The organism is Streptomyces lincolnensis (assembly GCF_021173675.1).
Taxonomy (GTDB): Bacteria; Actinomycetota; Actinomycetes; order Streptomycetales; family Streptomycetaceae; genus Streptomyces; species Streptomyces lincolnensis_B.
Window position 1 is genome coordinate 74824 of the sequence record NZ_JAIHON010000013.1, and the last position, 25671, is coordinate 100494.

At 72.0% G+C, this 25671-nt stretch carries 22 protein-coding genes and 1 pseudogene; 15 read left to right on the plus strand and 8 right to left on the minus strand.

Features of this window, described 5'->3' with window-relative positions:
- Nucleotides 1-49 precede the first annotated feature (49 nt).
- The gene (locus K4B79_RS34385; protein WP_232031276.1) at nt 50-838 is read right to left on the minus strand and encodes a VOC family protein; all 789 of its coding nucleotides are present in this window, start codon (nt 836-838) and stop codon (nt 50-52) included.
- A gap of 196 nt (nt 839-1034) precedes the next feature.
- Here K4B79_RS34385 and K4B79_RS34390 point away from each other — a divergent pair, with 196 nt between their 5' ends.
- Nucleotides 1035-1280, plus strand: a complete 246-nt coding sequence (locus K4B79_RS34390) for a WhiB family transcriptional regulator (protein WP_232031277.1) — start codon at nt 1035-1037, stop codon at nt 1278-1280.
- Nucleotides 1281-1368: 88 nt separating this feature from the next.
- On the opposite strand, the gene K4B79_RS34395 is transcribed toward K4B79_RS34390, so the two are convergent.
- The 4 genes from K4B79_RS34395 to K4B79_RS34410 form a co-directional block, all read right to left on the minus strand.
- Nucleotides 1369-2346 (minus strand): acyl-ACP desaturase, encoded by a 978-nt coding sequence (locus tag K4B79_RS34395; RefSeq protein ID WP_232031279.1) that lies wholly within the window; start codon nt 2344-2346, stop codon nt 1369-1371.
- A gap of 213 nt (nt 2347-2559) precedes the next feature.
- Nucleotides 2560-3336: a dimethylargininase gene (gene ddaH, locus K4B79_RS34400; protein WP_232031280.1), complete on the minus strand. Its 777-nt coding sequence runs from the start codon at nt 3334-3336 to the stop codon at nt 2560-2562.
- 96 nt (nt 3337-3432) lie between these two features.
- Nucleotides 3433-5748, minus strand: coding sequence for an ATP-binding cassette domain-containing protein (locus K4B79_RS34405; RefSeq protein ID WP_232031281.1), 2316 nt, complete (start codon nt 5746-5748; stop codon nt 3433-3435).
- 10 nt (nt 5749-5758) lie between these two features.
- Nucleotides 5759-7384 carry an ABC-F family ATP-binding cassette domain-containing protein gene (locus K4B79_RS34410; protein ID WP_232031282.1) on the minus strand — a complete coding sequence of 542 codons (1626 nt, stop codon included), beginning with the start codon at nt 7382-7384 and terminating at the stop codon, nt 5759-5761.
- A gap of 354 nt (nt 7385-7738) precedes the next feature.
- On the opposite strand from K4B79_RS34410, the gene K4B79_RS34415 reads away from it, so the two are divergent.
- On the plus strand, nt 7739-8437 hold the full coding sequence (locus tag K4B79_RS34415; RefSeq protein WP_232031283.1) for a GOLPH3/VPS74 family protein: 699 nt from the start codon (nt 7739-7741) through the stop codon (nt 8435-8437).
- A 193-nt stretch (nt 8438-8630) separates the two neighbouring features.
- Here the strand turns inward: K4B79_RS34415 and K4B79_RS34420 are convergent, their stop codons facing one another.
- Nucleotides 8631-9047 carry an SsgA family sporulation/cell division regulator gene (locus K4B79_RS34420; RefSeq protein WP_232031284.1) on the minus strand — a complete coding sequence of 139 codons (417 nt, stop codon included), beginning with the start codon at nt 9045-9047 and terminating at the stop codon, nt 8631-8633.
- Nucleotides 9048-9281: 234 nt separating this feature from the next.
- Here K4B79_RS34420 and K4B79_RS34425 point away from each other — a divergent pair, with 234 nt between their 5' ends.
- The 4 genes from K4B79_RS34425 to mmpA all read left to right on the plus strand — a co-directional run bounded on the left by K4B79_RS34425 (nt 9282) and on the right by mmpA (nt 11795).
- A complete protein-coding gene (locus tag K4B79_RS34425; RefSeq protein ID WP_232031285.1) occupies nt 9282-10400 on the plus strand; it encodes a WD40/YVTN/BNR-like repeat-containing protein in 1119 nt (372 codons plus the stop codon).
- A gap of 51 nt (nt 10401-10451) precedes the next feature.
- A complete protein-coding gene (locus K4B79_RS34430) occupies nt 10452-10781 on the plus strand; it encodes a plasmid stabilization protein (RefSeq protein ID WP_232031286.1) in 330 nt (109 codons plus the stop codon).
- A gap of 63 nt (nt 10782-10844) precedes the next feature.
- Nucleotides 10845-11540, plus strand: coding sequence for an endonuclease V (locus tag K4B79_RS34435; protein ID WP_232031288.1), 696 nt, complete (start codon nt 10845-10847; stop codon nt 11538-11540).
- Between the two features lie 108 nt (nt 11541-11648).
- Nucleotides 11649-11795, plus strand: a complete 147-nt coding sequence (gene mmpA, locus K4B79_RS34440) for a morphogenic membrane protein MmpA (protein ID WP_232031289.1) — start codon at nt 11649-11651, stop codon at nt 11793-11795.
- Nucleotides 11796-11819: 24 nt separating this feature from the next.
- Here mmpA and K4B79_RS34445 read toward each other — a convergent pair whose 3' ends face one another.
- Nucleotides 11820-13010, minus strand: coding sequence for a saccharopine dehydrogenase family protein (locus K4B79_RS34445; protein WP_232031290.1), 1191 nt, complete (start codon nt 13008-13010; stop codon nt 11820-11822).
- A gap of 106 nt (nt 13011-13116) precedes the next feature.
- On the opposite strand from K4B79_RS34445, the pseudogene K4B79_RS34450 reads away from it, so the two are divergent.
- The 8 genes and pseudogenes from K4B79_RS34450 (at nt 13117) to K4B79_RS34485 (ending at nt 22924) form a co-directional block, all read left to right on the plus strand.
- Nucleotides 13117-13496, plus strand: a pseudogene (locus K4B79_RS34450) (MmcQ/YjbR family DNA-binding protein).
- Between the two features lie 139 nt (nt 13497-13635).
- The gene (locus K4B79_RS34455; protein ID WP_232031291.1) at nt 13636-14766 is read left to right on the plus strand and encodes a CaiB/BaiF CoA transferase family protein; all 1131 of its coding nucleotides are present in this window, start codon (nt 13636-13638) and stop codon (nt 14764-14766) included.
- Nucleotides 14763-15905: an acyl-CoA dehydrogenase family protein gene (locus K4B79_RS34460; protein WP_232031292.1), complete on the plus strand. Its 1143-nt coding sequence runs from the start codon at nt 14763-14765 to the stop codon at nt 15903-15905. The genes K4B79_RS34455 and K4B79_RS34460 overlap by 4 nt, the downstream gene beginning before the upstream one ends.
- 43 nt (nt 15906-15948) lie before the next feature.
- Nucleotides 15949-17163: an acetyl-CoA C-acetyltransferase gene (locus K4B79_RS34465; RefSeq protein WP_232031293.1), complete on the plus strand. Its 1215-nt coding sequence runs from the start codon at nt 15949-15951 to the stop codon at nt 17161-17163.
- A 64-nt stretch (nt 17164-17227) separates the two neighbouring features.
- Nucleotides 17228-19402, plus strand: coding sequence for a 3-hydroxyacyl-CoA dehydrogenase NAD-binding domain-containing protein (locus tag K4B79_RS34470; RefSeq protein ID WP_232031294.1), 2175 nt, complete (start codon nt 17228-17230; stop codon nt 19400-19402).
- Between the two features lie 335 nt (nt 19403-19737).
- Nucleotides 19738-21366 (plus strand): thiamine pyrophosphate-binding protein, encoded by a 1629-nt coding sequence (locus tag K4B79_RS34475; RefSeq protein WP_232031295.1) that lies wholly within the window; start codon nt 19738-19740, stop codon nt 21364-21366.
- 58 nt (nt 21367-21424) lie between these two features.
- Nucleotides 21425-22174, plus strand: a complete 750-nt coding sequence (locus K4B79_RS34480) for an IclR family transcriptional regulator (protein WP_232031296.1) — start codon at nt 21425-21427, stop codon at nt 22172-22174.
- Nucleotides 22175-22255: 81 nt separating this feature from the next.
- Complete coding sequence (locus tag K4B79_RS34485) at nt 22256-22924, plus strand: SDR family NAD(P)-dependent oxidoreductase (protein WP_232031297.1); 669 nt, start codon at nt 22256-22258, stop codon at nt 22922-22924.
- Here K4B79_RS34485 and K4B79_RS34490 read toward each other — a convergent pair.
- Nucleotides 22901-23617, minus strand: coding sequence for a MerR family transcriptional regulator (locus K4B79_RS34490; RefSeq protein WP_232031298.1), 717 nt, complete (start codon nt 23615-23617; stop codon nt 22901-22903). The two genes, K4B79_RS34485 and K4B79_RS34490, sit on opposite strands and share 24 nt — an antisense overlap.
- 231 nt (nt 23618-23848) lie before the next feature.
- Here K4B79_RS34490 and K4B79_RS34495 point away from each other — a divergent pair, with 231 nt between their 5' ends.
- Nucleotides 23849-25315: an amino acid permease gene (locus K4B79_RS34495; protein ID WP_232031299.1), complete on the plus strand. Its 1467-nt coding sequence runs from the start codon at nt 23849-23851 to the stop codon at nt 25313-25315.
- Nucleotides 25316-25671 lie beyond the last annotated feature (356 nt).

A 25671-nucleotide genomic window follows, 5' to 3' on the forward strand; every position in this document is an offset into this window, starting at 1 on the left:
CTCGCAGCCGACCTGATCGGTGAGCGGAACGGCAAGCCCTCGCGGTCGCCTACGCCTGCGGCGGCGCGCTCTTGATCACCGCGAAGCGGGCGCCGTACGGATCCGCCAGTTCGGCGATCCTGCCCACGCCCTCCAGGTCGGTCGCCGGCAGCCGGACCGTGCCGCCCCGCTCCTGTGCCGCGGCCACGACGGCGTCCGTGTCCGGGACTTCGAAGTACGGCAGCCAGGCCCCGGTGGAGGCCTGGGTCGGGTCGTCCTCCAGCGGGACGATCCCGCCGAACATGGCGTCCGGCTCGGTGCCCTCCGGGTGGACGGTGGTGTAGCTCTCCCCGGCGAACGTGACGGCGGTGGTCTCCCAGCCGAACAGGGCGTTGTAGAACCCGGCGGCCGCGGGCAGGTCCGGGGCGTACAGCTCCAGCCAGCACAGCGAGCCCTGCTCCTGCACGACGTCGAGCCCCTTGGTGGCCGCGGGCTGCCAGATGCCGAAGTGCACGCCGGCCTGGTCGGCGAGGATCGCCATGCGGCCCCGGTCCAGGACGTCCATGGGCTGGACGAGCACCGAGCCGTGCTTCTGCTCGGCCGCCTTCGCGGTGGCGTCCGCGTCCGGGGACTGGAAGTACACGGTCCAGGAGGGCGGGCCCTGGTCCGCGGTGGTCTGCATGCCGCCCGCCACCGTCTGGCCGTCGAGCTGGAAGAAGCCGTAGCCGCCGGTCTCGGCGCCGCCCGGCCGGAACCGCCAGCCGAAGAGCGCGCCGTAGAAGGAGGCGGCGCCGTCGATGTCGGGGGTGCCGAGGTCGACCCAGCTCGGAGCGCCGGTGACATAACGGGTGGTGAGCATCTCGTGCCCTCCTTCGAGGGGTCCCGTTGCCTGTACTGCCGAGTCTTGCACCGCCCACCGACAATCGCGCGGTGTTCCGCGCGCCGCCGTGCGTTCGAGCACGTGTGCGGGTCATCATCGGTGGGCCGGAGGCCGTGGAGGCGGCGTTGATCGGGCGTTGATGGAATGTTTTTCGCCGCCCGGCACGATCTCGGACATGCACATCGACACCATCACCCCGGCCGACCTCGCCTGGCAGGCGCAGGCGCTGTGTGCGCAGACCGGGGCGGACTTCTTCTTTCCCGAGCCGGGCAGCTCGGTCCGGGAGGCGAAGCGCATCTGCGGCATGTGCGAGATGCGTTCCGCCTGCCTGGAGTACGCGCTGTCCAACGACGAGCGATTCGGCGTCTGGGGCGGCCTGTCCGAGAAGGAACGGCTGCACCTGAGACGGACCACCAACTGACCGCGGGCGCCGGACACCGTCCCGCGCCCGCGGAGACGACGAAGTGGCCGGTCCCGCGCGCGGGACCGGCCACTTCGTCAGGAACGGGTCAGCCCGCGGCCCGCGCCGCCATCCGCGCCTTGCGCGCGGCCAGCTTCTCGTCGAACTTGGACGCCTCCGTGTCCAGGGCGCCCATGTACAGGCCGAGCTCCTCCTGCGCCTTGAGGCCCTCCGGGCCGAGCCCGTCGATCTCCAGGACCTTCAGGAAGCGCAGGACGGGCTGGATGACGTCGTCGTGGTGGATGCGCATGTTGTAGATCTCGCCGATCGCCATCTGCGCCGCGGCCCGCTCGAAGCCGGGCATGCCGTGGCCGGGCATCCGGAAGTTCACGATCACGTCGCGGACCGCCTGCATCGTCAGGTCGGGCGCGAGGTCGAAGGCCGCCTTGAGCAGGTTCCGGTAGAAGACCATGTGCAGGTTCTCGTCGGTCGCGATGCGGGCCAGCATGCGGTCGCAGACCGGGTCGCCGGACTGGTGGCCGGTGTTGCGGTGCGAGACCCGGGTCGCCAGCTCCTGGAAGGCGACGTAGGCCACCGAGTGCAGCATCGAGTGGCGGTTGTCCGACTCGAAGCCCTCGCTCATGTGGGCCATGCGGAACTGCTCCAGCTTGTCCGGGTCGACCGCGCGCGAGGCGAGCAGGTAGTCCCGCATCACGATGCCGTGGCGGCCCTCCTCGGCGGTCCAGCGGTGCACCCAGGTCCCCCAGGCGCCGTCACGGCCGAACAGGGAGGCGATCTCGTGGTGGTAGCTGGGGAGGTTGTCCTCGGTGAGGAGGTTCACGACCAGCGCGATCCGGCCGATCTCGGTGACCTTGGACTGCTCCTTCTCCCAGGCCTGGCCGTCCTCGAAGAACCCGGGGAAGTTGCGGCCGTCGCTCCACGGCACGTACTCGTGCGGCATCCAGTCCTTGGTGACCTTCAGGTGCCGGTTGAGTTCCTTCTCGACCACTTCCTCCAGCGCGTACAGCAGTCGCGCGTCGGTCCAGTTGGAGGACGGGCTGCCGAGGTGAGGGGAAGTGATCGTCACGGGTACTCCAGGGGGACGTGGAACAACAGCGGAAAGGCATCCGGGCGAGCGGCACCGGGGCGTACCTACGGAATCGTAGGCTACGTCTCCGTAGGTTACGAGACCGTAGGTTAAGGTCGCGGTAAAGATCCCTGATCAGCAGTGTTCCCTGGGCATGACAAACAGCCCCGGGAAGCGCAGGTCCGGGGCCGAAAGGGTGAGACGATCACCCGGTCAGGCGTAGAGCTCCCGCATGCGCACCGAGAGGCACGTCACACACCCTTCGAGCTTCTCGAACTCGCTGATGTCGACCAGGGTGGGCTCGAACCCGAGATCGGCGAGCAGCTCCGCCGTCTTCGGCGCGCTCGCCGACATCAGCAGCGCGGGGCCGCCGAGCAGCACCACGTGCGATCCGGTCTCCTCCGGCACCGACAGGAAGCGCGGGAACAGCGAGGGCTTGTCCACCTTGGGGATGTGTCCGATCACGGTCCCGTCGGGCAGCGCGGTGACCGAGGACTTCAGGTGCAGCACCTTGCTCACCGGTACGGCGACGACCCGCGCCCCGAGCGGTTCGAAAGCGGCGCGCAGCTGCTGGACGCCGGCCGCGTTGGTGCGCCCGCCCCGCCCGACGTAGATCGTGTCGTCGATCTTCAGCACGTCTCCGCCGTCCAGCGTGCCCGGCTCCCAGATCCAGTTGACCGAGCAGCCCAGCCGCGCCACGGCCTCCTCGACCCCGACGGTCTCGTCCCGCCGGGACTCCGCGCCGGGCCGGGTGATCAGCGCGACGTTCTTGTACATGACGACCGTGTCCTCGACGAACACCGAGTCCGGGCAGTCGTCCTCCGGATCCACCTCGACGGTCTCCCAGCCGTGCGCCCGCAGGGCCTCGACGTACGCGTCCCACTGTTCGAGGGCGAGGCCGAGGTCGACCTTCTCCCGCTCGATGTGCGTCACCAGACCGTCGGCGAGGCGCGGGCTGGGGCGGCGGACGAGGGCCTTCTTGCTGGGCACGAGGAACTCCGGATCGGCGGGAAAAGGACCGGCGCCCGCGAGGGGCACCGGTCAGCCATCATGCAGCGCCGTCGGGCGAGGGCAAAACCCCCGTTGTCAGGCTGTGGCCCTCCTGAGATGCTCCGCGGTGAACGAGTCCGGTGCCGCGAGGAGCTCCCGAGGGGTCCCCTCGAAGATCACCCGGCCGCCGTCCCGGCCCCCGTCCGGACCCAGGTCGACCACGTGGTCGGCGTGCGCCACCACGTCCAGTTGGTGCTCGACCACCAGGACCGTGTTCCCCGCGTCGACCAGCCGGTCCAGCAGCGCGAGCAGCCCGTCCACGTCCGACATGTGCAGCCCCGTCGTCGGCTCGTCCAGCACGTACACGGCTCCCGTCCGGTGCAGCCGGGTCGCCAGCTTGATGCGCTGCCGCTCGCCGCCGGAGAGCGTGGACAGCGGCTGGCCGAGCGTGAGGTAGGTGAGGCCGACGTCACGCAGGGCGCTCAGCCGGCGCCGTACGCCGGAGTCGTCGAAGAACTCCAGGGCCTGGTCGGCCGTCATCCCCAGGACGTCGGCGACGGAGTGGCCGCCGACGGTCAGCCGCAGCACCTCGTCCTTGAAGCGGCGTCCCTCGCAGTCGTGGCAGGTCGTCGTCACCGGGTCCATGAAGGCGAGGTCGGTGTAGATGGTCCCGCGCCCCTCGCAGGTGGCGCAGGCGCCGGTGGAGTTGAAGCTGAAGAACCCCGGCTCGGCCCCCGTCTCGCGCGCGAAGATCTTCCGTACCGTGTCCATGATCCCGACGTAGGTCGCCGGGGTGGACCGCGCCGAGATCCCGATCGAGGACTGGTCCACGACCACCGCGTCCGGGTGCGCGGCGGTGAACTCCCGCACCAGCGTGCTCTTTCCGGACCCGGCGACACCGGTCACCGCCGTCAGCACCCCGGTCGGGAACTCCACGGTCACCTCCCGCAGGTTGTGCCGGTCGGCGCCCTTCACCCACAGCCCCCCGACGGGCCGCCGCACCCGCTCCTTGACCGCTGTACGGCGGCGCAGGCAGCGACCGGTCGGCGTGTCCGTCCCGGCCAGTTCCTCCGGCGTCCCCTCGAACACCACCTGTCCGCCCTCGGCGCCGGCCCCCGGGCCCATGTCGACCACGTGGTCGGCGAGCGAGATGACGTCCGGGTCGTGCTCCACCACCAGCACGGTGTTGCCCTTGTCGCGCAGCCGCAGCAGCAGATCACCGAGCCGGCCGACGTCCCGCGGGTGCAGGCCGACGCTGGGCTCGTCGAAGATGTACGTCATCCCGGTCAGGCTGGAGCCCAGGTGGCGCACGGTCTTCAGCCGCTGCCCCTCGCCGCCGGACAGGGTGGAGGTCTCGCGGTCGAGGCTGAGATAGCCGAGCCCGATCGCGTCGATGCGTTCGAGAGCGGTGACCGCGGCGGCGGCGATCGGTCCCGCGACCGGGTCGTCGATCTCCTTCAGTACGCCGACGAGGTCGGTGACCTGCATGCGCGTGCAGTCGGCGATGGAACGGCCGTTGATCCGGGTGGCGAGCGCGGCCGCGTTCAGCCGGGCGCCCCGGCAGTCCGGGCAGGTGCCCTCGGTCAGGAACTCCCGGACCAGGTCACGGGTCTTCTGGCTCATGGCGGACAGATCGCGCTTGAGGTACAGCCGCTCGAACCGGTCGGCCAGTCCCTCGTAGTCGGTGATCCAGGTGCCGCCGGAGCCGGTGACGGTGACCTTGCTGCCGGGCCGGCCGCGCATCAGGAACTTTCGCTCGGTGGCGGTGAACCGGCCGACGGGCTTGTCCGGGTCGAGCTCGTCGCTGTTGGTGTATGTCTGCCCCTGCCAGGTGCCCGCCGCGAACGGCGGGAACCGCACCGCCCCGTCCGCCAGCGACCGCTCCGGGTCCAGGATCTGGTCCCAGTCGGGCCCTACGGTCCGGCCGAGGCCGTCGCAGCGCGGGCACATGCCCGCCGGGTCGTTGAACGAGTACGCCGTCGCCGGCCCGGCGCTCGGGGTGCCGTGCCGGGAGAACAGCACCCGGATCACCGAGTAGACGTCGGTCATCGTGCCGACCGTGGACCGCGAGTGGCCCCCGATCGGCCGCTGGTCGACGACGATCGCGGGGGAGAGGTCCTCCAGCGCGTCGGCGTGCGGCCGCTCGTACTTGGGCAGCCGGTTGCGCACGAACCAGGTGAACGTCTCGTTGAGCTGGCGCTGCGACTCCACGGCGATGGTGTCGAAGACGACGGACGACTTCCCCGACCCCGAAACGCCGGTGAACACGGTCAGCCGGCCTTTCGGGATGCGGAGCGTGACGTCCTTGAGGTTGTTCTCCCGGGCTCCGACGAGCGTGATGAACCCGGGACCGACGCGTGCGGGGGTGACGTGTGCGGGGGCGGTGCGTGCGGGCTTGTTGGAATCGGGCATGCCTCCGACGCTAGGCGGGATACCCGACAGCCTCTGGCGTGATTTCCCTGAGTTCTCCCTCCTCCATCAGTAGCCAGCGGGTGATGCCGATCGACTCCAGGAACGGCAGGTCGTGACTGGCCACGATCAGTGCCCCCTCGTACGACTCCAGGGCCGTGGTCAGCTGCCGCACACTCGCCATGTCCAGGTTGTTCGTCGGCTCGTCCAGCATCAGCAGCTGCGGGGCCGGCTCCGCCAGCATCAGCGCGGCCAGCGTCGCCCGGAAGCGTTCACCGCCGGACAGCGTCGCCGCCGGCTGGTCGGCCCGGGCGCCCCGGAACAGGAAGCGGGCCAGCCGCGCCCGGACCCGGTTGTTGGTGGCGCCCGGTGCGAACCGGGCCACGTTCTCCGCGACGCTCAGTTCACCGTCCAGCACGTCCAGCCGCTGCGGCAGGAACCGCAGGGGCACATGCACCCGCGCCTCGCCGGAGACCGGTTCCAGCTCCCCGGCGATCGTGCGCAGCAGCGTGGTCTTGCCCGCGCCGTTGCGCCCGATCAGCGCGATCCGCTCCGGACCGCGCAGGTCGAGGCCGCCGGCCACGCGTGCGCCGTAGGCCATCTCCAGATCCAGGAGCATGAGGACCTCCCGGCCCAGCGGTACGGCCGTGTAGGGCAGGTCGACGCGGATCTCGTCGTCGTCCCGCACGGCCTCCACCGCCTCGTCGAGCCGCTCCCTGGCCTCGGTGAGCTTCTCCTCGTGCATGATCCGGTGCTTGCCCGCGGACACCTCCGCCGAGCGCTTCTTCAGCTTCATCACCGCCCGGGGTTCGCGCTTGGTGTCGTACATCTTCTGGGCGTACCGCCTGCGCCGGGCCAGCTTGACGTGGGCGTCGGTCAGTTCGCGCTTCTGCTTCTTCAGGTCGGCCTCCGCGACCCGCACCATCCGCTCGGCCGCCTCCTGCTCGGTGGCCAGCGCCTCCTCGTAGGCCGAGAAGTTGCCGCCGTACCAGGTGACCTCGCCCGAGCGCAGGTCGGCGATCTGGTCGACCAGGTCCAGGAGTTCACGGTCGTGGCTGACCACGACCAGGACCCCGGACCAGGACTCCACGGCCGCGTACAGCCGCCGACGCGCGTACAGGTCCAGGTTGTTGGTCGGCTCGTCGAGCAGCAGGACGTCCGGGCGGCGCAGCAGGAGTGCCGCGAGCCGCAGCAGCACCGACTCGCCGCCCGACACCTCGCCGATCGTGCGGTCCAACTCGATGTGCCCGAGCCCGAGTTCGCCGAGGGTGGCGAGGGCGCGCTCCTCCACGTCCCAGTCGTCGCCGACCGTCTCGAAGTGCTCCTCGCTCACGTCACCGGCCTCGATGGCGTGCAGCGCGGCCCGCTTCGCGGCGATGTCGAGCGCCTCGTCCACCCGCAGACCGGTGTCCAGCGTGACGTTCTGCGGGAGGTGGCCGACCGGGCCGGCCACCCGGACGGTGCCGTCGACCGGGGCGAGTTCCCCGGCGATCAGCTTCAACAGGGTTGATTTTCCTGACCCGTTGACGCCGACGAGCCCGGTCCTGCCGGGGCCGAAGGCGATGTCGAGGCCCTCGAAGACGGGGGTGCCGTCGGGCCACGCGTAGGCGAGGGAGGTGCAGGTGATGGACACGGACATAAGGGCCTCCACGGTTGCTCGGGACGATCAGGGGCACACGTGTGTCGAGACACCGGGGCGACGGCCCGAGAACCTGAGAGGGAGGCCCGGGAAACCCGGGGCATGAGAAAGGCCCTGCTCGTCGGGACGGCTCGAACGCCGAGGTCGCACGCTACGTACACACAGCTGTGGTGTGACGCGGTGTCTCAGGACCTCAGACGAGCAACGTCCTTCTCCAATCGACGGCAACAGGACCGTCACACACGCTACGAGCGGCCCTTCCGGGCTGTCAACGGATTAACGTGAGGCCCGGCCTCACAGCTGATCTCCGGGCCCGAACCCGCGGCCCGGTCGCACCGTCCGAAGGAGGCCCCCGTGCCCAACGGCCCGCTCTCGCTCCCGGTCCGGCTCTACCTGCTGGCCTGGGACAGCACGCGGTCGGAGGCCACCGGCGCTCCCCAGCCGCACCACCTCGTCCGGGCCGGCGCCCTCCTCGACCTGGCCCGGCGCGGTCTGCTCACCGACGACGACGGCATCGCCACGCCGGTCGACCTGGACGCCCGAGCCGGTGACGCCGTCCTGGACGGCCTCCTGGAGCTGGTCCGCGAGTCCCGGCCGCACGGATGGCGGACCTGGGTGACACTGCGGGCGCGGGTCACCCTGGACGCCGTACGGGAGCAGTTGACCGCGGACGGCTACCTGCGGGCGGAGAAGCACCGGGTGCTGGGGGTCTTCCCGACGGTGGAGTACACGCTCGACCGGGAGGCCGTGGTCGAGACCCTGCGGGAGGAGACCCGGCAGGTGCTCCGGGGGCCGCTGCCGGTCGCTGAGGTCTCCGAGCGGGACGCCGCCGTCGCCGTGCTCATGGACGCCCTCGAGCCGCGCACCGTGGCGCCCGACAAGGGCCGTGCCCCAGGCCACGGGCAGCGGGTGGACGAGCTGACGGACCGGGCCGCGGCGGCCGCTCCGGCGCTCGGGAAGGTCGTCCGGGAGGTGCGGGCGGCGCTGGCCGCGGCGGTGCCGTCGGTGCCGACGGCGTCTTCGTCCCCGGGGCCGTCGACCCGGGGGTGGTGAAGGCGCGCGTCGACGAGGTCGACGGTCGGTGGGGCGTCATGGCCGGCCCAGGCGTACCCCGTCGCCGCGCACGCCCTGGCCCGCCGTGCCACGCGGGAGCTGCTGGGCACGGGGACGGACGAGGTGTCGGCGCGGGGGCCCGACTACGGCGCGCCGGGCGCGCCGCCGGGCCGGGCGACCTGTCGGCGGGGCGTCAGCAGGCGTCCCGCATCAGCTCGGCCAGATCGTGGTCCAGGTCGAGCTGGAGGTGTTCGAGACCGACCGGGACCAGCTCGTCGGTCGCGTCGAGGAACTGCTGGAGCTCGCCCGTGCGCACGTGCACGACGGCCGTCCCCTCGGGGGCGTGGAACTCCAGGACGGTGCGTTCGTACCCGTAGGGACGCACCCGCACGTCGCCGTGGCCCTCCGGGCCCTCCAGGCCGGCCGCGAGCAGCTCGCGGCTGAAGGTCCAGCAGACCTCGACGCCCTCCAGCGTGGCCGGGGCGGGGAAGGTCATGCGGACGGCGAACGGGTCGGTTCGGTCGTAGTGCAGCGTGGCGGGAATGCTCGGCATCCGCGGCGCGGCGGCGACGAGGCGGGCCTCGACTGGCTGCTCGATGACGATGGACAACGCCTTGCTCCCTTGTGACGGCGGGATGGACTTCCGGGCACGAGGCCAGGCAATGGAAGAGACGCCGGAACGAGTCAATCCGTGCACCCGCAAATCGAGTGACCTCTGTCACCGTCTTCATTCACGGAAGTGGCCCAGCTCTCCTCCCGGGATGTGAAAGACGGGTGGGGCGACAGCGGCGGGGCGACGGGGTCCTCTGGACGGCGTCCGGGCCGTGGGCTAGCTTCGCCCGCCATGAGGCGCTTGGGGAACACGCGACGCACGAGACGAACGAGACGTACGGCCCGGGCGGTTGCCGCCACGGCGGCCTGCGCGGCGGCACTGGCCGCCCTGACCGCCGCCCCGGCGCAGGCACGGCCGCAGACACCGCCGGGCCCGTCCCCGCACTGGGAGCTGAAGGACACCGCCCTCGCCGATGTCCGGTTCCGCGGGCTGGCGGCCGTCGACCGGCGGACCGCGTGGGTCGCCGGCACCCGGGGCACCGTGCTGCGCACCACGGACGGCGGGGCGAGCTGGCGGAACGTCTCGCCGCCGGGCGGGGCCGAACTCCAGTTCCGGGACGTCGAGGCGTTCGACGCGCGCCGGGCGGTGGTCCTGGCCATCGGCGAGGGCGAGGCGTCCCGCGTCTACCGCACCGACGACGGCGGGCGGACCTGGACCGAGTCCTTCCGCAACACCGACGCCAAGGCGTTCTACGACTGCCTCACCTTCTTCGACGGCCGCCACGGCCTCGCGATGAGCGACCCGGTCGACGGAAAGTTCCGCATCCTGTCCACCGGCGACGGCGGACGCACCTGGAAGGTCCTGCCGAACACCGGGATGCCGCCCGCGCTGGAGGGCGAGGCGGGCTTCGCGGCGAGCGGCCAGTGCCTGGTCTCCTCGGGCCCCCGGGACGTCTGGCTGGCCACCGGCGGGGCCGCACGCGCGCGCGTGCTCCACTCCGCAGACCGCGGACTGACCTGGACGGTCTCCGACACCCCCGTCCCGGCGGGCGATCCGGCCCGCGGCGTCTTCGCCCTCGCCTTCCGCGACCGCGCCCACGGCCTCGCCGTCGGGGGCGACTACCGCGCCGACCAGCCCTCCCCGCGGGCGGCCGCGCGCACCGGCGACGGCGGTGCCGACTGGCAGCCCGCCACCGGGCCGGTCCCCGCCTACCGCTCCGGCGTCGCCTGGCTCCCGCACAGCCGCACCACGGCCCTCGCGGTCGGCCCGACCGGCACGGACCTGACCACGGACGCCGGCCGCACCTGGCGGACCGTCGACGAGGGCTCGTACGACACCGTGGACTGCACGCCCGACCTGAGCTGCTGGGCGGCGGGCGAACAGGGCCGGGTGGCACGCCTGGAGCGGTGACGTACCGGAATGTGGGTACCCGGTCGCCGTCTGCGAAAGGAGTGAGCGACCATGCCCGCAGGTTCGAGCTCCAAGCGGGAGCGCCAGTACGAGCACATCAAGAAGAGCGCCCAGGACCGGGGCGAGAGCACCGGGCGCGCCAAGGAGATCGCGGCACGCACGGTCAACAAGGAACGCGCCCGGTCCGGCGAGTCCAAGACCGCCAGCCGCACCTCGACCCAGGACATGTCGTCCGGCAGGCGGGGCGGACAGCGCTCCGGCAAGGGCTCGCAGGGCCAGACGTACGACCAGCTCTACGAGGAGGCCAAGCGGCGGGGTGTGAAGGGCCGTTCGGACATGAACAAGAGCCAGCTCCAGCGCGCCCTGGGCGGCAAGAGCTGACGGGCCCCACGGCAGGAACATGATCGCGGGGGCCGGCCCGCGGGCCGTACGCTCGTCCCCATCATGACGACCGTACGCATTCCCGCGGGCTGGCCCGCGACGGAGGAGCGGGCCCGCGCGGTCCAGGACGAACTGCGGGGCCTGGTGGTCCTCGACGAGCCCGGACCCCCGCCCGGTACCGGCCGTGTGACCGGCGTCGACGTGGCCTACGACGACGAACGGGACCTGGTCGCCGCCGCGGCCGTCGTGCTGGACGCGGCGAGCCTCACGGTCGTCGCCGAGGCCACCGCCGTCGGCCGGATCTCCTTCCCGTACGTCCCCGGCCTGCTCGCCTTCCGGGAACTCCCCACCGTCCTGGCAGCCCTGGAGGCCCTGCCCGGCCCGCCGGGCCTGGTCGTGTGCGACGGCTACGGCCTCGCCCACCCACGCCGCTTCGGCCTCGCCAGCCACCTCGGCGTCCTCACCGGCCTGCCCACCATCGGCGTCGCCAAGAACCCCTTCACCTTCGCCCACGACGATCCCGACGCCCCGCGCGGCAGCACCTCACCCCTGCTCGCCGGCACCGAGGAGGTCGGCCGCGCCCTGCGCACCCGGGACGGCGTCAAACCCGTCTTCGTCTCGGTCGGCCACCGCGTGAGCCTCGACAACGCCTGCGCCCACACGCTCGCGCTCAGCCCCGCCCACCGGCTCCCGGAGACGACCCGCAGGGCGGACGCGCTGTGCCGGCGGGCACTGCGCGAGGCGGCGGCCCAGGTCTGACGACCTCCGTGCCGGCCCGGTACGCCGTCGGTTCCCGGGCCGACTGAGTACGTCGTCTGAGTATCTGTACGGATGTGGCGCCCACGGCGTGATCGGCAGGCTGTGCCCATGACTTCGCACCGTGCCCCCAAGCCCCTCGCCGACCCGAACCGCCCCGTCGAGCGTGCCGTGACCGCGGCGCTGATCGCCGCCACGCTGGCGGGACTCGGCTGGATCGTGGGGATGATCTACACCCTCGTGCAGTGGCCGCTGTAGCACCGGGTCACGCGGGGGAGCGGGTCACCGCTCCGACGCCACCCGGAAGGTGATCCCCGCCCGGCGCAGCCGTTCGATCAGCGCGTCGCCCATCGCGATGGCCGTCGTGACCTGACCGGCGGTGGGCGGGAGGTCGTCGAGGGCGAGGGACAGCGCCGACTCGGCGAACATCTTCGCCGTATCGCCGTAGCCGGGGTCGCCGCCCGCCACCTCGGTGCACACGCGCCGCCCGCCGCCCTCGCCGACGAAACGCACCCGGAACCAGCTCTTCGCCCGCTTCTCGGGCCCCGGCCCCTCGCCCGGCCGGAGCCGGCCGGACAACCAGCGCCGCGCGGGCGGCACCTGGGCGGCGGCGACGAGCGCGCCGACGGCCGCGACCCCGCCCACGGCGACCGGCAGATGCCGTACGGCCGCGTAGTGGCGGTAGCGGAAGTCCGGGCCGTAGCGCTCCAGGGCCCGCGCGGACCGGCGCACGATCTGGGCGTCGATCGTCGGCAGGGGCAGCGCCCAGGCGCCGACCTCCGGGGCGAAGCGCGGCGTGCCGGTCGGGGCGGTGGCCCGGCGCCCCACCAGGCGCGGTTCGTGGCGCCCGCGGTCCCGCGCGGCGGCCAGCATCTGCCGCCCGCGCGCGAACTGGCCCAGCGCCGAGGCGAACGTACCGCCGGAGAGCGTCGCGTCGGCCGTCACGAACCCGTCGATCCTGAGGGGCACCCCCTCCGGCAGGTGCCGGACCGTGAAGTACGCGCCCAGGTCGTGCGGCACCGAGTCGAAGCCGCACGCGTGCACCAGCCGGGCGCCGGTCTCCCGCGCGCGGGTGTCGTGGCGGATGTAGGTCAGGTCCACGAACTCCGGCTCTCCCGTGAGGTCGAGATAGTCCGTACCGGTGTCCGCGCACACGGCGACCAGGTCGTCCCCGTAGGCCACATAGGGCCCGACGGTCGTGGCCACCACGCGCGCGTGCTCGGCGAGAGCGCGCAGCGAGGCCGGGTCGGACACGTCGGCCGTCAGCACACCGATCTTCGAGTCGCCGGACGACTCGCGGGACAGCCGCTCCCGCAGCCGCTCCAGCTTCTCCCCGCTCCGGCCGGCGATCGCCCAGCGCAGTCCTTCGGGCGCGTGGGCGGCGAGGTACTCCGCGGTGAGCGTCCCGACGAAGCCGGTGGCCCCGAAGAGCACGATGTCGTACGGACGGTCCGCCCTGTTCGGCCTGTTCATGACACCTCTGTATCTCTTCGCGTGTCTCTCGTCGCGCGAGCCGTTGTCGGTGGCCGAGGCTAGCGTGAGGGGTGCGGAGCCCGACGACGACCCCGGAGGTGACGTGGTGGCCGTACCGAAGAACGCCCTGCGGAAGTGGGAGAAGGTGCGCGAGTTCGCCCTCGGGATGCCCGGCGCCACGGAGGAGTTCCCCTGGGCGAGACGGTCGCCAAGGTCAACAAGAAGGTGTTCGTCTTCCTGGGCGTCGACGACGGCAGCTATCCGCTGGGCGTCACCGTGAAGCTCAGGGACGAGGCCGCCCACGCCCACGCGCTCACCTGCCCCGGCGCCGAGCCCGCCGGATACGGCCTCGGGAAGTCCGGCTGGGTGAGCATCCCGCTGGAGCAGAAGGGCGCCCCGGCCGCCGAGTTGCTGTGCGACTGGGTGGAGGAGAGCTACCGCGCCATCGCCACGAAACGGTTCATAGCCGAGCTGGACGCGCGCTGAACCGGCCGGAGCGCACGCTGAACCGGCCGGCGCCGGGGACAATGGGCTAAGCGTTTGCTTTCCCGGGGCTTGTGCCCGATGGAACACGTTCTTAGCATCATCGGTGTTACAGCAGTTGTGTCACGACCATGGGGGCCGCATGGCAACGACGCCGGGGCAGGGTCCGCTCAGCGGCGTGCGCGTGGTCGAGCTGGCCGGTATCGGGCCCGGCCCGTTCGCCGCCATGCTCCTGGCCGACCTGGGCGCCGACGTGGTCCGGGTGGACCGGCCCGGCGGACCCGGACTGGCCATCGACCCGCGCTTCGACGTCACCAACCGCAACAAACGCTCGGTCGTCGTCGACCTCAAGGCGCCCGAGGGCCCCGCCCGCGTCCTCGACCTCGCCGCCCGCGCGGACATCCTGGTCGAGGGCTACCGCCCCGGCGTCGCCGAGCGCCTCGGTGTCGGCCCCGAGGCCTGCCACGCCCGCAATCCGAGGCTGGTCTACGGCCGGATGACCGGCTGGGGCCAGCAGGGGCCGCTCGCCGAGCGCGCCGGCCACGACATCGCCTACATCGCCCTCACCGGCACCCTCGGCATGGTCGGCGAACCCGACCGGCCCCCCGCCGCCCCGGCCAACCTGCTCGGCGACTACGCGGGCGGCTCCCTCTACCTCGTCGTCGGCGTCCTCGCCGCCCTCCACCACGCGCGCGCGAGCGGCACCGGCCAGGTCGTCGACGCCGCCATCGTCGACGGCACCGCCCACCTCTCCGCGATGCTCCACGGCATGATGGCCGCCGGCGGCTGGCAGGACCGGCGCGCCGCCAACCTCCTCGACGGCGGCTGCCCCTACTACGGCACCTACGAGACCGCGGACGGCCGGTACATGGCGGTCGGCGCCCTGGAACCGCAGTTCTACGACGAGTTCCTCACCCTCCTGGACCTGACGGCCTTCACGGACGCCCGCAAGGACTGGACCCGCTGGGGCGAACTGCGCGAGGCCGTCAGCGCCCGCTTCAGGTCCCGGACGAGGGACGAGTGGACGGCCGTCTTCGAGGGCACCGACGCCTGCGTGGCCCCCGTCCTGTCGCTGCGCGAGGCTCCGCACCACCCGCACCTCGCCGCGCGCGGCACCTTCACCGACCACGGCGGCATCACCCAGCCCGCCCCCGCGCCCCGCTTCTCCGCCACCCCCACCACGGTGCGCGGCGACCCCGCCCTGCCCGGCGCCGACACCGCCGACGTGGCCCGCGACTGGGACGTACCCGACCTGACGGAGGGCCTCGCATGAAGCGGCAGATCTTCGCCCCCGAGCACGACGCGTTCCGCGAGACCGTGCGCTCCTTCCTGGCCAGGGAGGTGCTGCCGTACTACGAGCAGTGGGAGAAGGACGGCATCGTCTCCCGCGAGGCCTGGCGGGCGGCGGGCAAGCAGGGCCTCCTCGGACTCGCAGTTCCCGAGGAGTACGGCGGGGGCGGCACCCGCGACTTCCGTTTCAGCGCCGTCCTCGCCGAGGAGTTCACCCGCGCTGGCACCCCCGGGCTCGCCCTCGGCCTGCACAACGACATCATCGGCCCCTACCTGACGGACCTGGCCACCGACGAGCAGAAGCGCCGCTGGCTGCCGGGCTTCTGCGACGGCTCGCTGATCACCGCCATCGCCATGACCGAACCCGGCGCCGGCTCCGACCTCCAGGGCATCCGCACCCACGCCGAGGACCGGGGCGACCACTGGCTGCTCAACGGCTCCAAGACGTTCATCTCCAACGGGATCCTCGCCGACCTGGTGATCGTGGTCGCGAGGACCACCCCCGAGGGCGGCGCGCGCGGCCTGTCCCTGCTCGTCGTCGAGCGTGACACGGCCGGCTTCGAACGCGGCCGCAACCTCGACAAGATCGGCCAGAAGGCGCAGGACACGGCCGAGTTGTTCTTCCACGACGTGCGCGTGCCCGAGGAGAACCTGCTCGGCGAGCCCAACGGCGCCTTCGTCCACCTGATGACGAACCTCGCCCAGGAACGCCTGAGCATCGCCGTCTCCGCGATCGCCGCCGCCGAACACCTGCTGGAGATCACCACCGAGTACGTCAAGGAGCGCGAGGCCTTCGGCCGGCCGCTGGCCGCCAAGCAGCACATCCGCTTCGAGGTGGCCGAGATGGCCACCGAGTGCGCGGTCACCCGCACCTTCCTCGACCGCTGCATAGCGGACCACTCCGACGGCACGCTCGACGCCGTGCACGCCTCCATGGCCAAGTGGTGGGCGACCGAGCTCCAGAAGCGGGTCGCCGACCGCTGCCTCCAACTGCACGGCGGCTACGGCTACATGACCGAGCACCCCGTCGCCCGGGCCTTCACCGATGGCCGCATCCAGACCATCTACGGCGGCACCACCGAGATCATGAAGGAGATCATCGGCCGTTCCCTGCTGGGATAGAGACCTTTTGCCCGGCTGACCCTCACCCTCGAAAGGCTTCCTCGTGAGCACCGAAGCGTACGTGTACGACGCGATCCGCACCCCGCGCGGCCGCGGCAAGGCGAACGGCGCCCTGCACGGCACCAAGCCCATCGACCTGGTCGTAGGACTCATCCACGAGATCCGCGACCGCTTCCCGGGCCTGGACCCGGCGGCCGTCGACGACATCGTGCTCGGCGTCGTCGGCCCGGTCGGCGACCAGGGCTCCGACATCGCCCGGATCGCCGCGATCGCCGCCGGACTGCCGGACACGGTCGCCGGTGTGCAGGAGAACCGCTTCTGTGCCTCGGGCCTGGAGGCGGTCAACATGGCCGCCGCCAAGGTGCGTTCGGGCTGGGAGGACCTCGTCCTCGCGGGCGGCGTCGAGTCGATGTCCCGGGTGCCGATGGCCTCGGACGGCGGCGCCTGGTTCAACGACCCGATGACCAACCTGGCCGTCAACTTCGTGCCCCAGGGCATCGGTGCCGACCTCATCGCCACCATCGAGGGCTTCTCCCGCCGGGACGTCGACGAGTACGCGGCCCTGAGCCAGGAGCGGGCCGCCACCGCCTGGAAGGAGGGCCGCTTCGACCGGTCCGTCGTCCCGGTCAGGGACCGCGCGGGCCTGGTCGTCCTCGACCACGACGAGCACATGCGCCCCGGCACCACCGCCGACTCCCTCGCCAAGCTCAAGCCCTCCTTCGCCGACATCGGCGACCTGGGCGGCTTCGACGCCGTGGCGCTCCAGACGTACCACTGGGTCGAGAAGATCGACCACGTCCACCACGCGGGCAACTCCTCCGGCATCGTGGACGGTGCCTCGCTGGTAGCCATCGGCTCGAAGGAGATCGGCGAGCGCTACGGCCTCACCCCGCGCGCGCGGATCGTCTCCGCCGCCGTCTCCGGCTCCGAGCCCACCATCATGCTCACCGGACCCGCGCCCGCCACCCGCAAGGCCCTCGCCCGGGCCGGACTGACCATCGACGACATCGACCTGGTCGAGATCAACGAGGCGTTCGCGGCGGTCGTCCTGCGCTTCGTCAAGGACATGGGCCTGTCCCTGGACAAGGTCAACGTCAACGGCGGCGCCATCGCGCTCGGCCACCCGCTCGGCGCGACCGGCGCCATGATCCTCGGCTCGCTCGTCGACGAACTGGAGCGCCAGGACAAGCGGTACGGCCTCGCGACGCTCTGCGTGGGCGGCGGCATGGGCATCGCCACGATCATCGAGCGCGTCTGAACCCAGCGGAATTCACAAGGCTGCGGAATTCACAAGACTTCAGACTTCTACGGAGATCCCCGTCATGACACAGAGCACCACCATCCGCTGGGAACAGGACCGCGCCGGCGTCGTCACCCTCGTCCTCGACGACCCGAACCAGTCCGCGAACACCATGAACCAGGCGTTCCGCGACTCCCTCGCGGTGATCACCGACCGCCTGGAGGCGGAGAAGGACACCATCCGCGGTGTCATCATCACCTCCGCCAAGAAGACCTTCTTCGCCGGCGGCGACCTGCGCGACCTGATCCGCGTCACACCGGAGACCGCCCAGGACCTCTTCGACGGCGGTCTCGCCATCAAGCGGAACCTGCGCCGCATCGAGACCCTCGGCAAGCCGGTCGTCGCGGCGCTCAACGGCGCGGCCCTCGGCGGCGGTTACGAGATCGCCCTGGCCTGCCACCACCGGATCGCCCTCGACGCGCCCGGCTCGAAGATCGGCTGCCCCGAGGTGACCCTCGGCCTGCTGCCGGGCGGAGGCGGCGTCGTCCGCACCGTCCGCCTCCTCGGCATCGCCGACGCCCTGCTGAAGGTCCTCCTCCAGGGCACCCAGTACAACCCGCAGCGCGCCCTGCAGAACGGCCTGATCGACGACGTGGCCGCCACCCAGGAGGAGCTGCTCGCCAAGGCCCGCGCCTTCATCGAGGCCAACCCCGAGTCGTCGCAGCCCTGGGACAAGCCCGGCTACCGCATCCCCGGCGGCACGCCCGCCCACCCCAAGTTCGCGGCCAACCTGCCCGCCTTCCCGGCCACCCTGCGCAAGCAGACCAACGGCGCCCCTTATCCGGCCCCGCGCAACATCCTCGCGGCCGCCGTCGAGGGAGCCCAGGTCGACTTCGAGACCGCGCAGGTCATCGAGGCGCGCTATTTCGTGGAGCTGGCGGCCGGCCGGACGTCCAAGAACATGATCCAGGCGTTCTTCTTCGACCTCCAGGCCGTCAACTCCGGCGCCAACCGCCCCAAGGGCATCGAGCCCCGCCCGGTCCGCAAGGTCGCCGTCCTCGGCGCCGGCATGATGGGCGCCGGCATCGCCTACTCCTGCGCCCGCGCGGGCATCGACGTCGTCCTGAAGGACGTGTCGCTGGAAGCGGCCGCCAAGGGCAAGGGCTACTCCCAGAAGCTCTGCGCCAAGGCGGTCTCGCGCGGCCGTACGACCCAGGAGAAGGCGGACGCCCTACTGGCCCGCATCACCCCGGCCGCCGATCCCACCGACCTCGCGGGCTGCGACGCGGTGATCGAGGCCGTCTTCGAGAACCCGGAGCTGAAGCACAAGGTCTTCCAGGAGATCCAGCACATCGTCGAGCCGGACGCGCTGCTGTGCTCCAACACCTCCACGCTTCCCATCACCGCCCTCGCCGAAGGCGTCGAGCGCCAGACGGACTTCATCGGCCTGCACTTCTTCTCACCGGTCGACAAGATGCCCCTGGTGGAGATCATCAAGGGCGAACGCACCGGCGACGAGGCCCTCGCCCGCGCCTTCGACCTGGTCCGCCAGATCAAGAAGACACCCATCGTCGTGAACGACTCCCGGGGCTTCTTCACCTCCCGCGTCATCGGCCACTTCCTCAACGAGGGCGTCGCCATGGTCGGCGAGGGCATCGAGCCCGCCTCCGTCGAACAGGCCGCCGCCCAGGCGGGCTACCCGGCCAAGGTCCTCTCCCTGATGGACGAACTCACCCTCACCCTCCCGCGCAAGATCCGCCGCGAGACCAGGCGGGCCGTCGAAGAGGCCGGCGGCACCTGGACGGCCCACCCCGCCGAGGCCGTCATCGACCGCATGGTCGACGAGTTCGACCGCCCCGGCCGCAGCGGCGGCGCCGGCTTCTACGACTACGACGACTCCGGCAGGCGCACCGCCCTCTGGCCGGGCCTGCGCGAGCACTTCACGCGCGCGGACGCGCGGATCCCCTTCCGGGACATGCAGGAACGCATGCTCTTCTCCGAGGCACTCGACACGGTCAAACTCCTGCAGGAAGGCGTCCTCACCTCCGTCGCCGACGCCAACATCGGCTCCATCTTCGGCATCGGCTTCCCCGGCTGGACCGGCGGCGTCCTCCAGTACATCAACGGCTACGACGGCGGCCTCCCCGGCTTCGTCACCCGGTCCCGCGAACTCGCAGCCCGCTACGGCGACCGCTTCACCCCACCCGCACTACTGCTGGAGAAGGCGGAGAAGGGGGAGACCTTCAAGGACGCGTAACCGGCACGGCATTTTCAGCCCGTCCGGCGTGTGAGGCCGCGGGCTTGGCCGTCCCGGGCACTGTCAGCCCGTCCGGCGTTTGAGGACGAGGCCCCTTCAGGGCCGATCGGGGGTCCAGGGGGCGGAGCCCCCTGGGCGGGGTCGAAGGGGCGGCAGCCCCTGGTGATGGGACGGGTAGGGGCGGCGGGGGCGAGAAAAAGGCGGGGCGAGAAAACCCCGCCGCACCCTCCCTCCCGCATACCGCTGAGCGACACACTCCCCTTGCGCCCCCGCCACCCCCACCCCCACGCTGACCGGCGAAGAACAAGCTCCCTCCCGCGCCCGAGGAGCCCCGCATGGGACACCGCCCAGCCTCCGCCGTCCTGGACATCCTCCGCGACGAGGGAGTGGACCGCGTCTTCGGCAACCCCGGCACCACAGAACTCCCCTTCCTGGCCTCCCTCGCGACCGCCCACACCACCCCGGAGTACATCCTCGGCATCCACGAGGGCTCCGTCGTAGCCATGGCGGACGGCTACGCCCGCGCCACGCACCGCCCCGCATTCGTCAGCCTCCACATCGCCGCCGGCCTCGCCAACGGCCTCATCGGCCTGCTCAACGCCCGCCGCTCCCGCACCCCCCTCGTCGTGACGGCAGGCCAGCAGGACCGCCGCCACCTCCAGCAGGACCCCATGCTCTCCGGCGACCTCATCGCCCTCGCGACCCCGGCGGTGAAGGCGGCGTACGACATCCAGCACGCCCACGACCTCCCCCTCGCCCTGCGCCGCGCCTTCGCCCTCGCCGCACGACCCCCCGCGGGCCCGGTCTTCCTCTCCGTCCCCATGGACCTGCTCGACGAGGACACCGAGGTCGAGATCCCGGCCCGCACCCCACCACCCCCACAGGGCCCGGCCCCAGGCATCGAAAGGGCCGCCGTACTCCTCGGCGCGGCCACCCGCCCCGCGATCGTCGCCGGTGACGGAGTGGGCCGCGAGGACGCGCTCGGCGCGCTCGTCCGCACCGCGGAGGCGTGTGGCGCGACCGTCCACCACCAACCGATGGCCGACTGCCTGAACTTCCCGACCACGCACCCCCTGTACGCCGGGATGCTGCCGCCGCGCCACAACGCCATCAGGGAGACGCTCGCCGCGTACGACACCGTCCTGATCGCCGGCGCGCACGCTTTCACGCCCCACCACTACACTCCCGGCCCCGCCCTCCCACCCGGCCTCACCGTCGTACAGCTCGACTCGGACCCGCACGAGATCGGCCGCAACTTCCCCGCCACCGCGGGACTCGTCGGCGCACTCGCCCCCTCCCTGCACCGCCTCGCCGACCTGCTGCGCGACCAGGTGCCCGCCCACACCGCCAAGAGCCGCACGCTCCACGCCGGGGAACGGCACACCGCCGACCGCGACCGCGCCGAGTCCGCGGCCCGCGCCGCCTACTCCCCGGCCCCGCTCGCCCCCTGGGCCGCCGCCCACGCGGTGGCCCGCGGCCTGCCGCCGGACGCCGTGGTCGTGGAGGAGGCCATCACCGTGGGCCTGCTGCTGCGCCGCATGGTGCGCCTCGACGCCCCCGGCAGCTACACCCACACCGTCGGCGGCGGCCTCGGCTGGGGGATCGGCGCCGCCGTGGGCCGCGCCCTCGCCGAGCCGGGCCGGCCCGTGGTCGCCGTACTGGGCGACGGCTGCACGCTGTTCGGCCTCCAGGGACTGTGGAGCGCCGCCCGGCAGTCCACCCCCGTCCTGTTCGTGGTGATGAACAACGGCGCCTACCGCACCCTCCAGGACACCTACGCGGCCAGGGGCGGCGAGGGCGTCTGCCCCGGCACCGACCTCGGCCCCCTGGACTTCACCCAGGCGGCCCGCTTCTTCGGCGTCGACGCGGTCCGGGCGGAGAGCGCGGACCATCTGCGCCAACTGGTCGGGGGAGCAGGTGAGTTGACGGGACCGCTCCTGGTCGACGTGCCGCTGCGCGAGTAGGAGACCCACCGCGCCCCGCACCTTGTCACCCCCGCACCCCTGCCACCACCATCGACCCATGACGGACGGTCCGCTGCCCAAGTCGGTGCTCGCCCGCGGTGCGGCACTGCTGCACGCCTGCGGTGACGCCGGGACCGCGCTCACCCTCGCCGAACTGGCCGGGCGCACCGGCCTGCCCAAACCCACCGCGCACCGCCTGCTCGCCGAACTGGTCCGCCTCGGGCTGGTCGAGCGCACCCCCGACGGCGGCTACCGCATCGGGATCGGGCTGTTCGCGCTGGGCCAGTCGGCGCCGTCCGTACGGGAACTCAGGGACGCCGCGCTGCCCTACCTGGGCGACCTGCACGAGGCGACGCACGAGAACGTGCATCTGGCCGTCCCGGACGGCACCGACACGCTCTTCCTGGAGAAGGTCACCGGCCTCCGTGCCACCCCGATCGTCTCGCGCAGCGGAGGCCGCCTGCCCGCCCACTGCACGGCCACGGGCAAGGTGTTCCTCGCCCTCGACCCCCGCCCGCAGCACCGGGCGCCGACCCGCCTGCCCCGGCTGACCCCGCGCACCCTGGTCCTGCCGGGACAGCTCGCCCGCGACCTGGCGCTGACCCGGGCCCGCGGCTACGGCGTCAACCTGGAGGAGGCCGAGATCGGCGTCTCGGCCGTCGCCGTCCCCGTCTACGCCCACGGCCACGGCTCCCGCCCCGTCGCCGCGATCTCCGTCACCGGCGGCACCCGCCGTCTCGACATGGACCGTATGGGAGCACGCCTGCGTGCGGTGGCCCGGGAACTGACCAGAACCCTGTCGGCCTGACCCCGCAACGCCCCCGTGCTCGAACACCCCGTGCAGGAACGCCCCCTTGTCCGTGGCCTGACGGGTCGTCACACTCGCCGCATGGAGACGCGTACCGCCCTGGTGACCGGAGCGGCGCAGGGCCTCGGACAGGAGTTCGCGATCGCGCTCGCCGCGCGCGGCTACCGGGTCGCCGGCCTCGATCTCGTCCCGCAGCCGGAGACCGCCGCGAGGATCCTGGACTACGTCGAACTCGTCGGCGACGCGGGCGACGAGACGCAGATGGAGGAGGGGCTGGAGCGTGTCATCGACCGGTTCGGCACCCTGCACGTCGTCGTGAACAACGCGGGCGTGCACCCCGCGAAACCCTTCGAGGAGACGACCGTCGAGGACTGGCGCCGGGTCATGAGGGCCAATCTGGAGGGGCCCTTCGTGGTGACGAGGGCCGCGCTGCCGTACCTCAAGGCCGCCCGCCGGGGCCGGATCGTCAACATCGCCTCGTCGGCCGTGTTCACCGCGCCGCCCACGATGGTCCCCTCCGTCGCCTCGAAGGCGGGCCTGATCGGCTTCACCCGTGCCCTGGCGGCGGCCCTCCGCCCCTACGACATCACCGTCAACGCGATCGCGCCCGGCCCGGGGTGCGGCGCCGCCGACCAGCGGGCCCAGGAGCCGTCCGACCTGGTCTCGACGCTGCTGTACGTGGTCGACGAGGGGAGCGGATTCCTGACCGGCCAGACGCTCAACGTGTCAGGCGGATCCGTCTGCCTGTGACGACCACTCCCGCAGTTCCTCCTTCAGGGACCGCTGAAAGGTCGTCAACAGGGCCTGCACGACCAGCGGTTCCATGTCGGCGGAGAGCGACTTCACGTCCCGCGCGTCCCGTTCGGACACCTCGCCGCGGAAGAGCCGCGCCAGCTCGTGGGCGGCGGCCCGCGAGTGCTCGATGAGGACCTTGCGCGAGGCGAGGATCGCCTCCTGCGACAGCGGCATGTCGAGCAGCCGGACGCCGAGCCGGAGCAGCCCGAGATCCACGCGGTAGGCCGCGTCCTCCCGCCGGACGACGTCCATCGCGGCGAGCCGCTCCACGTCGTCGTCGCTCAGGGCCCGTCCCGCCCGCCGCTGGAGCTCCTCGCGCGTCATCGTCTCCATCACGTCCGGCGCCCAGGAGGCGACCACGGCCCGGTGGATGGCGAGGTCGTGGGCGCTGAGGTCGGCCGGCAGCTGCTGGAGGTAGCGCTCGATGGCCGCCAGCGTCATGCCCTGGTGCTGAAGCTCCTCGATCAGGGCCAGCCGGGCCAGGTGCTCCCCGCCGTAGTGCCCCACGCGGCGCGGGCCGATCACCGGCGGGGGCAGCAGGCCCTTGGTGCCGTAGAAGCGGACCGTGCGGACCGTGACACCGGCCCGCGCGGCCAGCTCGTCGATCGTGAGGGCGGGCTCCCCGGCGGCGGTGGCGTCGGTCGTCATGTGCAGCAGTATCGCTGTCTCACCAATGGTGTGAAACCTCTCGGGCACCGTCGTCGATCACGGGGTCCGCTCCTGTGAGATGTGCCCCGCTGTGACCTCCGCCACCGCATACGGGGTGTTTTCCGGGGAAGGTGGGCCCCTGGCCTGTGCCTTCCACCGAGGGCACGGGCCTTGGCACGTCCGGAGACCCGAGCGCGACCCGCCGGGGCGCACCAGAGAGTGGAACCACCCGTGAGCAAGGACGCCGTGGAATCGGCACAGGCCGCCGCACGCACCGAGGCGGCCCGGGTGCCCGCGGACGCGGGCGACGCCGGTTACAGCAAGGACCTCAAGGCCCGCCACGTCAACATGATCGCCATCGGCGGCGCCATCGGCACCGGCCTCTTCCTGGGCGCCGGAGGACGCCTCCACAGCGCGGGACCGGCGCTCGCGCTCGCCTACCTCGTCTGCGGGATCTTCGCCTTCTTCGTGGTCCGCGCCCTCGGCGAGCTGGTCCTGTACCGCCCGTCCTCCGGCTCCTTCGTGTCGTACGCCCGCGAGTTCCTGGGCGAGAAGGGCGCCTATGTCGCCGGCTGGATGTACTTCCTGAACTGGTCCACGACCGGTATCGCCGACATCACCGCGATCGCCCTCTACACCCACTACTGGAGCCTGTTCACCGACATCCCCCAGTGGACGCTGGCCCTGATCGCGCTGGCCGTCGTCCTGGCCGTGAACCTCATCTCCGTCAGGATCTTCGGCGAGATGGAGTTCTGGTTCGCGATCATCAAGGTCGCCACGCTGGTCGGCTTCATGCTGATCGGTATCTTCCTGCTCGCCACCCGGCACGAGGTGGACGGGCGGACCCCCGGCCTGTCGGTGATCACGGACAACGGCGGAGTCCTCCCGCACGGCGTGCTGCCGGTCGTCCTCGTCATGCAGGGCGTGATCTTCGCGTACGCCGCCCTGGAACTGGTCGGTGTCGCCGCGGGCGAGACGGCCGAACCGGAGAAGGTCGTCCCGCGCGCGGTGAACTCGATCATGTGGCGCGTCGGCCTCTTCTACGTCGGCTCGGTCGTCCTCCTGGCCCTGCTGCTCCCCGGCTCGGTCTACTCGGCCGACGAGAGCCCCTTCGTCACGGTCCTGTCGAGGATCGGCGTCCCGGCGGCGGGCGACGTGATGAACCTGGTGGTCCTCACGGCCGCGATGTCCTCCCTCAACTCCGGCCTGTACTCCACGGGCCGCATCCTGCGCTCCATGGCGATGGCCGGCTCGGCCCCGCGGTTCACGGCCCGCATGAACCGCAGCCAGGTCCCCTACGGCGGCATCCTGCTCACCTGCGCGGTGTGCGTCCTCGGCGTCGGCCTGAACTACCTCGTTCCCGGCCAGGCCTTCGAGATCGTCCTGAACGTGGCCTCCCTCGGCATCATCTCCACCTGGGTGATCATCATGATCTGCCACCTCGTCTTCGTCCGCCGCGCCAAGGCCGGCCTGCTCGCCCGTCCCTCCTTCCGCCTCCCCGGCAGCCCGGTCACCGAGATCACCACGATCGCCTTCCTGCTGGCCGTCCTCGCCCTCATGGGCAACGACCCGGACGTCGGCCGCAAGACCCTCCTCCTCATCCCCCTCATCGCCCTGATGCTCACCGCGGGCTGGTTCGCCGTCCGCCGCCGCGTCGCCCGCACCACGGACCAGGAACTCACCAGGCTCACCGGCTGACCAGGGGCCACTGTCAGTGGCGACCTCTACGGTGGCGTCATGGGGGAGATCGAGTACATCCGAGGCGACGCCACCGTTCCGTCGGTGAAGGGCGTCAAGGTGATCGCCCATGTCTGCCGGCCGTGTGCTTGTCGGCATACGGCGGGGGATGCGCCCCGAAGGGGCGCGGGGAACTGCGCGACCAGCCACGTGCTGCCTGCAGACGCCCACGGTCAGGACGTCCTACGGCGAGGTGCCTGCCCCACCCAGCGGAGCGCCACGCCACGGATAGGGTGCGGTCTGGCCAGGGGCAAGTGGTCCCGCGTCGAGCCGCTGATCATCGAGCGGCTGACCCGACAGGGGATCACAGTCACGGT

Excerpts from the sequence above, each read along its gene's own strand:
- K4B79_RS34385 (WP_232031276.1), bottom strand. The coding sequence starts at position 838 with ATGCTCACCACCCGTTATGTCACCGGCGCTCCGAGCTGGGTCGACCTC.
- K4B79_RS34390 (WP_232031277.1), top strand. The coding sequence starts at position 1,035 with ATGCACATCGACACCATCACCCCGGCCGACCTCGCCTGGCAGGCGCAG.
- K4B79_RS34405 (WP_232031281.1), bottom strand. The coding sequence starts at position 5,748 with ATGCCCGATTCCAACAAGCCCGCACGCACCGCCCCCGCACACGTCACC.
- K4B79_RS34410 (WP_232031282.1), bottom strand. The coding sequence starts at position 7,384 with ATGTCCGTGTCCATCACCTGCACCTCCCTCGCCTACGCGTGGCCCGAC.
- K4B79_RS34425 (WP_232031285.1), top strand. The coding sequence starts at position 9,282 with ATGAGGCGCTTGGGGAACACGCGACGCACGAGACGAACGAGACGTACG.
- K4B79_RS34430 (WP_232031286.1), top strand. The coding sequence starts at position 10,452 with ATGCCCGCAGGTTCGAGCTCCAAGCGGGAGCGCCAGTACGAGCACATC.
- K4B79_RS34435 (WP_232031288.1), top strand. The coding sequence starts at position 10,845 with ATGACGACCGTACGCATTCCCGCGGGCTGGCCCGCGACGGAGGAGCGG.
- mmpA (WP_232031289.1), top strand. The coding sequence starts at position 11,649 with ATGACTTCGCACCGTGCCCCCAAGCCCCTCGCCGACCCGAACCGCCCC.
- K4B79_RS34445 (WP_232031290.1), bottom strand. The coding sequence starts at position 13,010 with ATGAACAGGCCGAACAGGGCGGACCGTCCGTACGACATCGTGCTCTTC.
- K4B79_RS34455 (WP_232031291.1), top strand. The coding sequence starts at position 13,636 with ATGGCAACGACGCCGGGGCAGGGTCCGCTCAGCGGCGTGCGCGTGGTC.
- K4B79_RS34460 (WP_232031292.1), top strand. The coding sequence starts at position 14,763 with ATGAAGCGGCAGATCTTCGCCCCCGAGCACGACGCGTTCCGCGAGACC.
- K4B79_RS34470 (WP_232031294.1), top strand. The coding sequence starts at position 17,228 with ATGACACAGAGCACCACCATCCGCTGGGAACAGGACCGCGCCGGCGTC.
- K4B79_RS34475 (WP_232031295.1), top strand. The coding sequence starts at position 19,738 with ATGGGACACCGCCCAGCCTCCGCCGTCCTGGACATCCTCCGCGACGAG.
- K4B79_RS34480 (WP_232031296.1), top strand. The coding sequence starts at position 21,425 with ATGACGGACGGTCCGCTGCCCAAGTCGGTGCTCGCCCGCGGTGCGGCA.
- K4B79_RS34485 (WP_232031297.1), top strand. The coding sequence starts at position 22,256 with ATGGAGACGCGTACCGCCCTGGTGACCGGAGCGGCGCAGGGCCTCGGA.
- K4B79_RS34490 (WP_232031298.1), bottom strand. The coding sequence starts at position 23,617 with ATGACGACCGACGCCACCGCCGCCGGGGAGCCCGCCCTCACGATCGAC.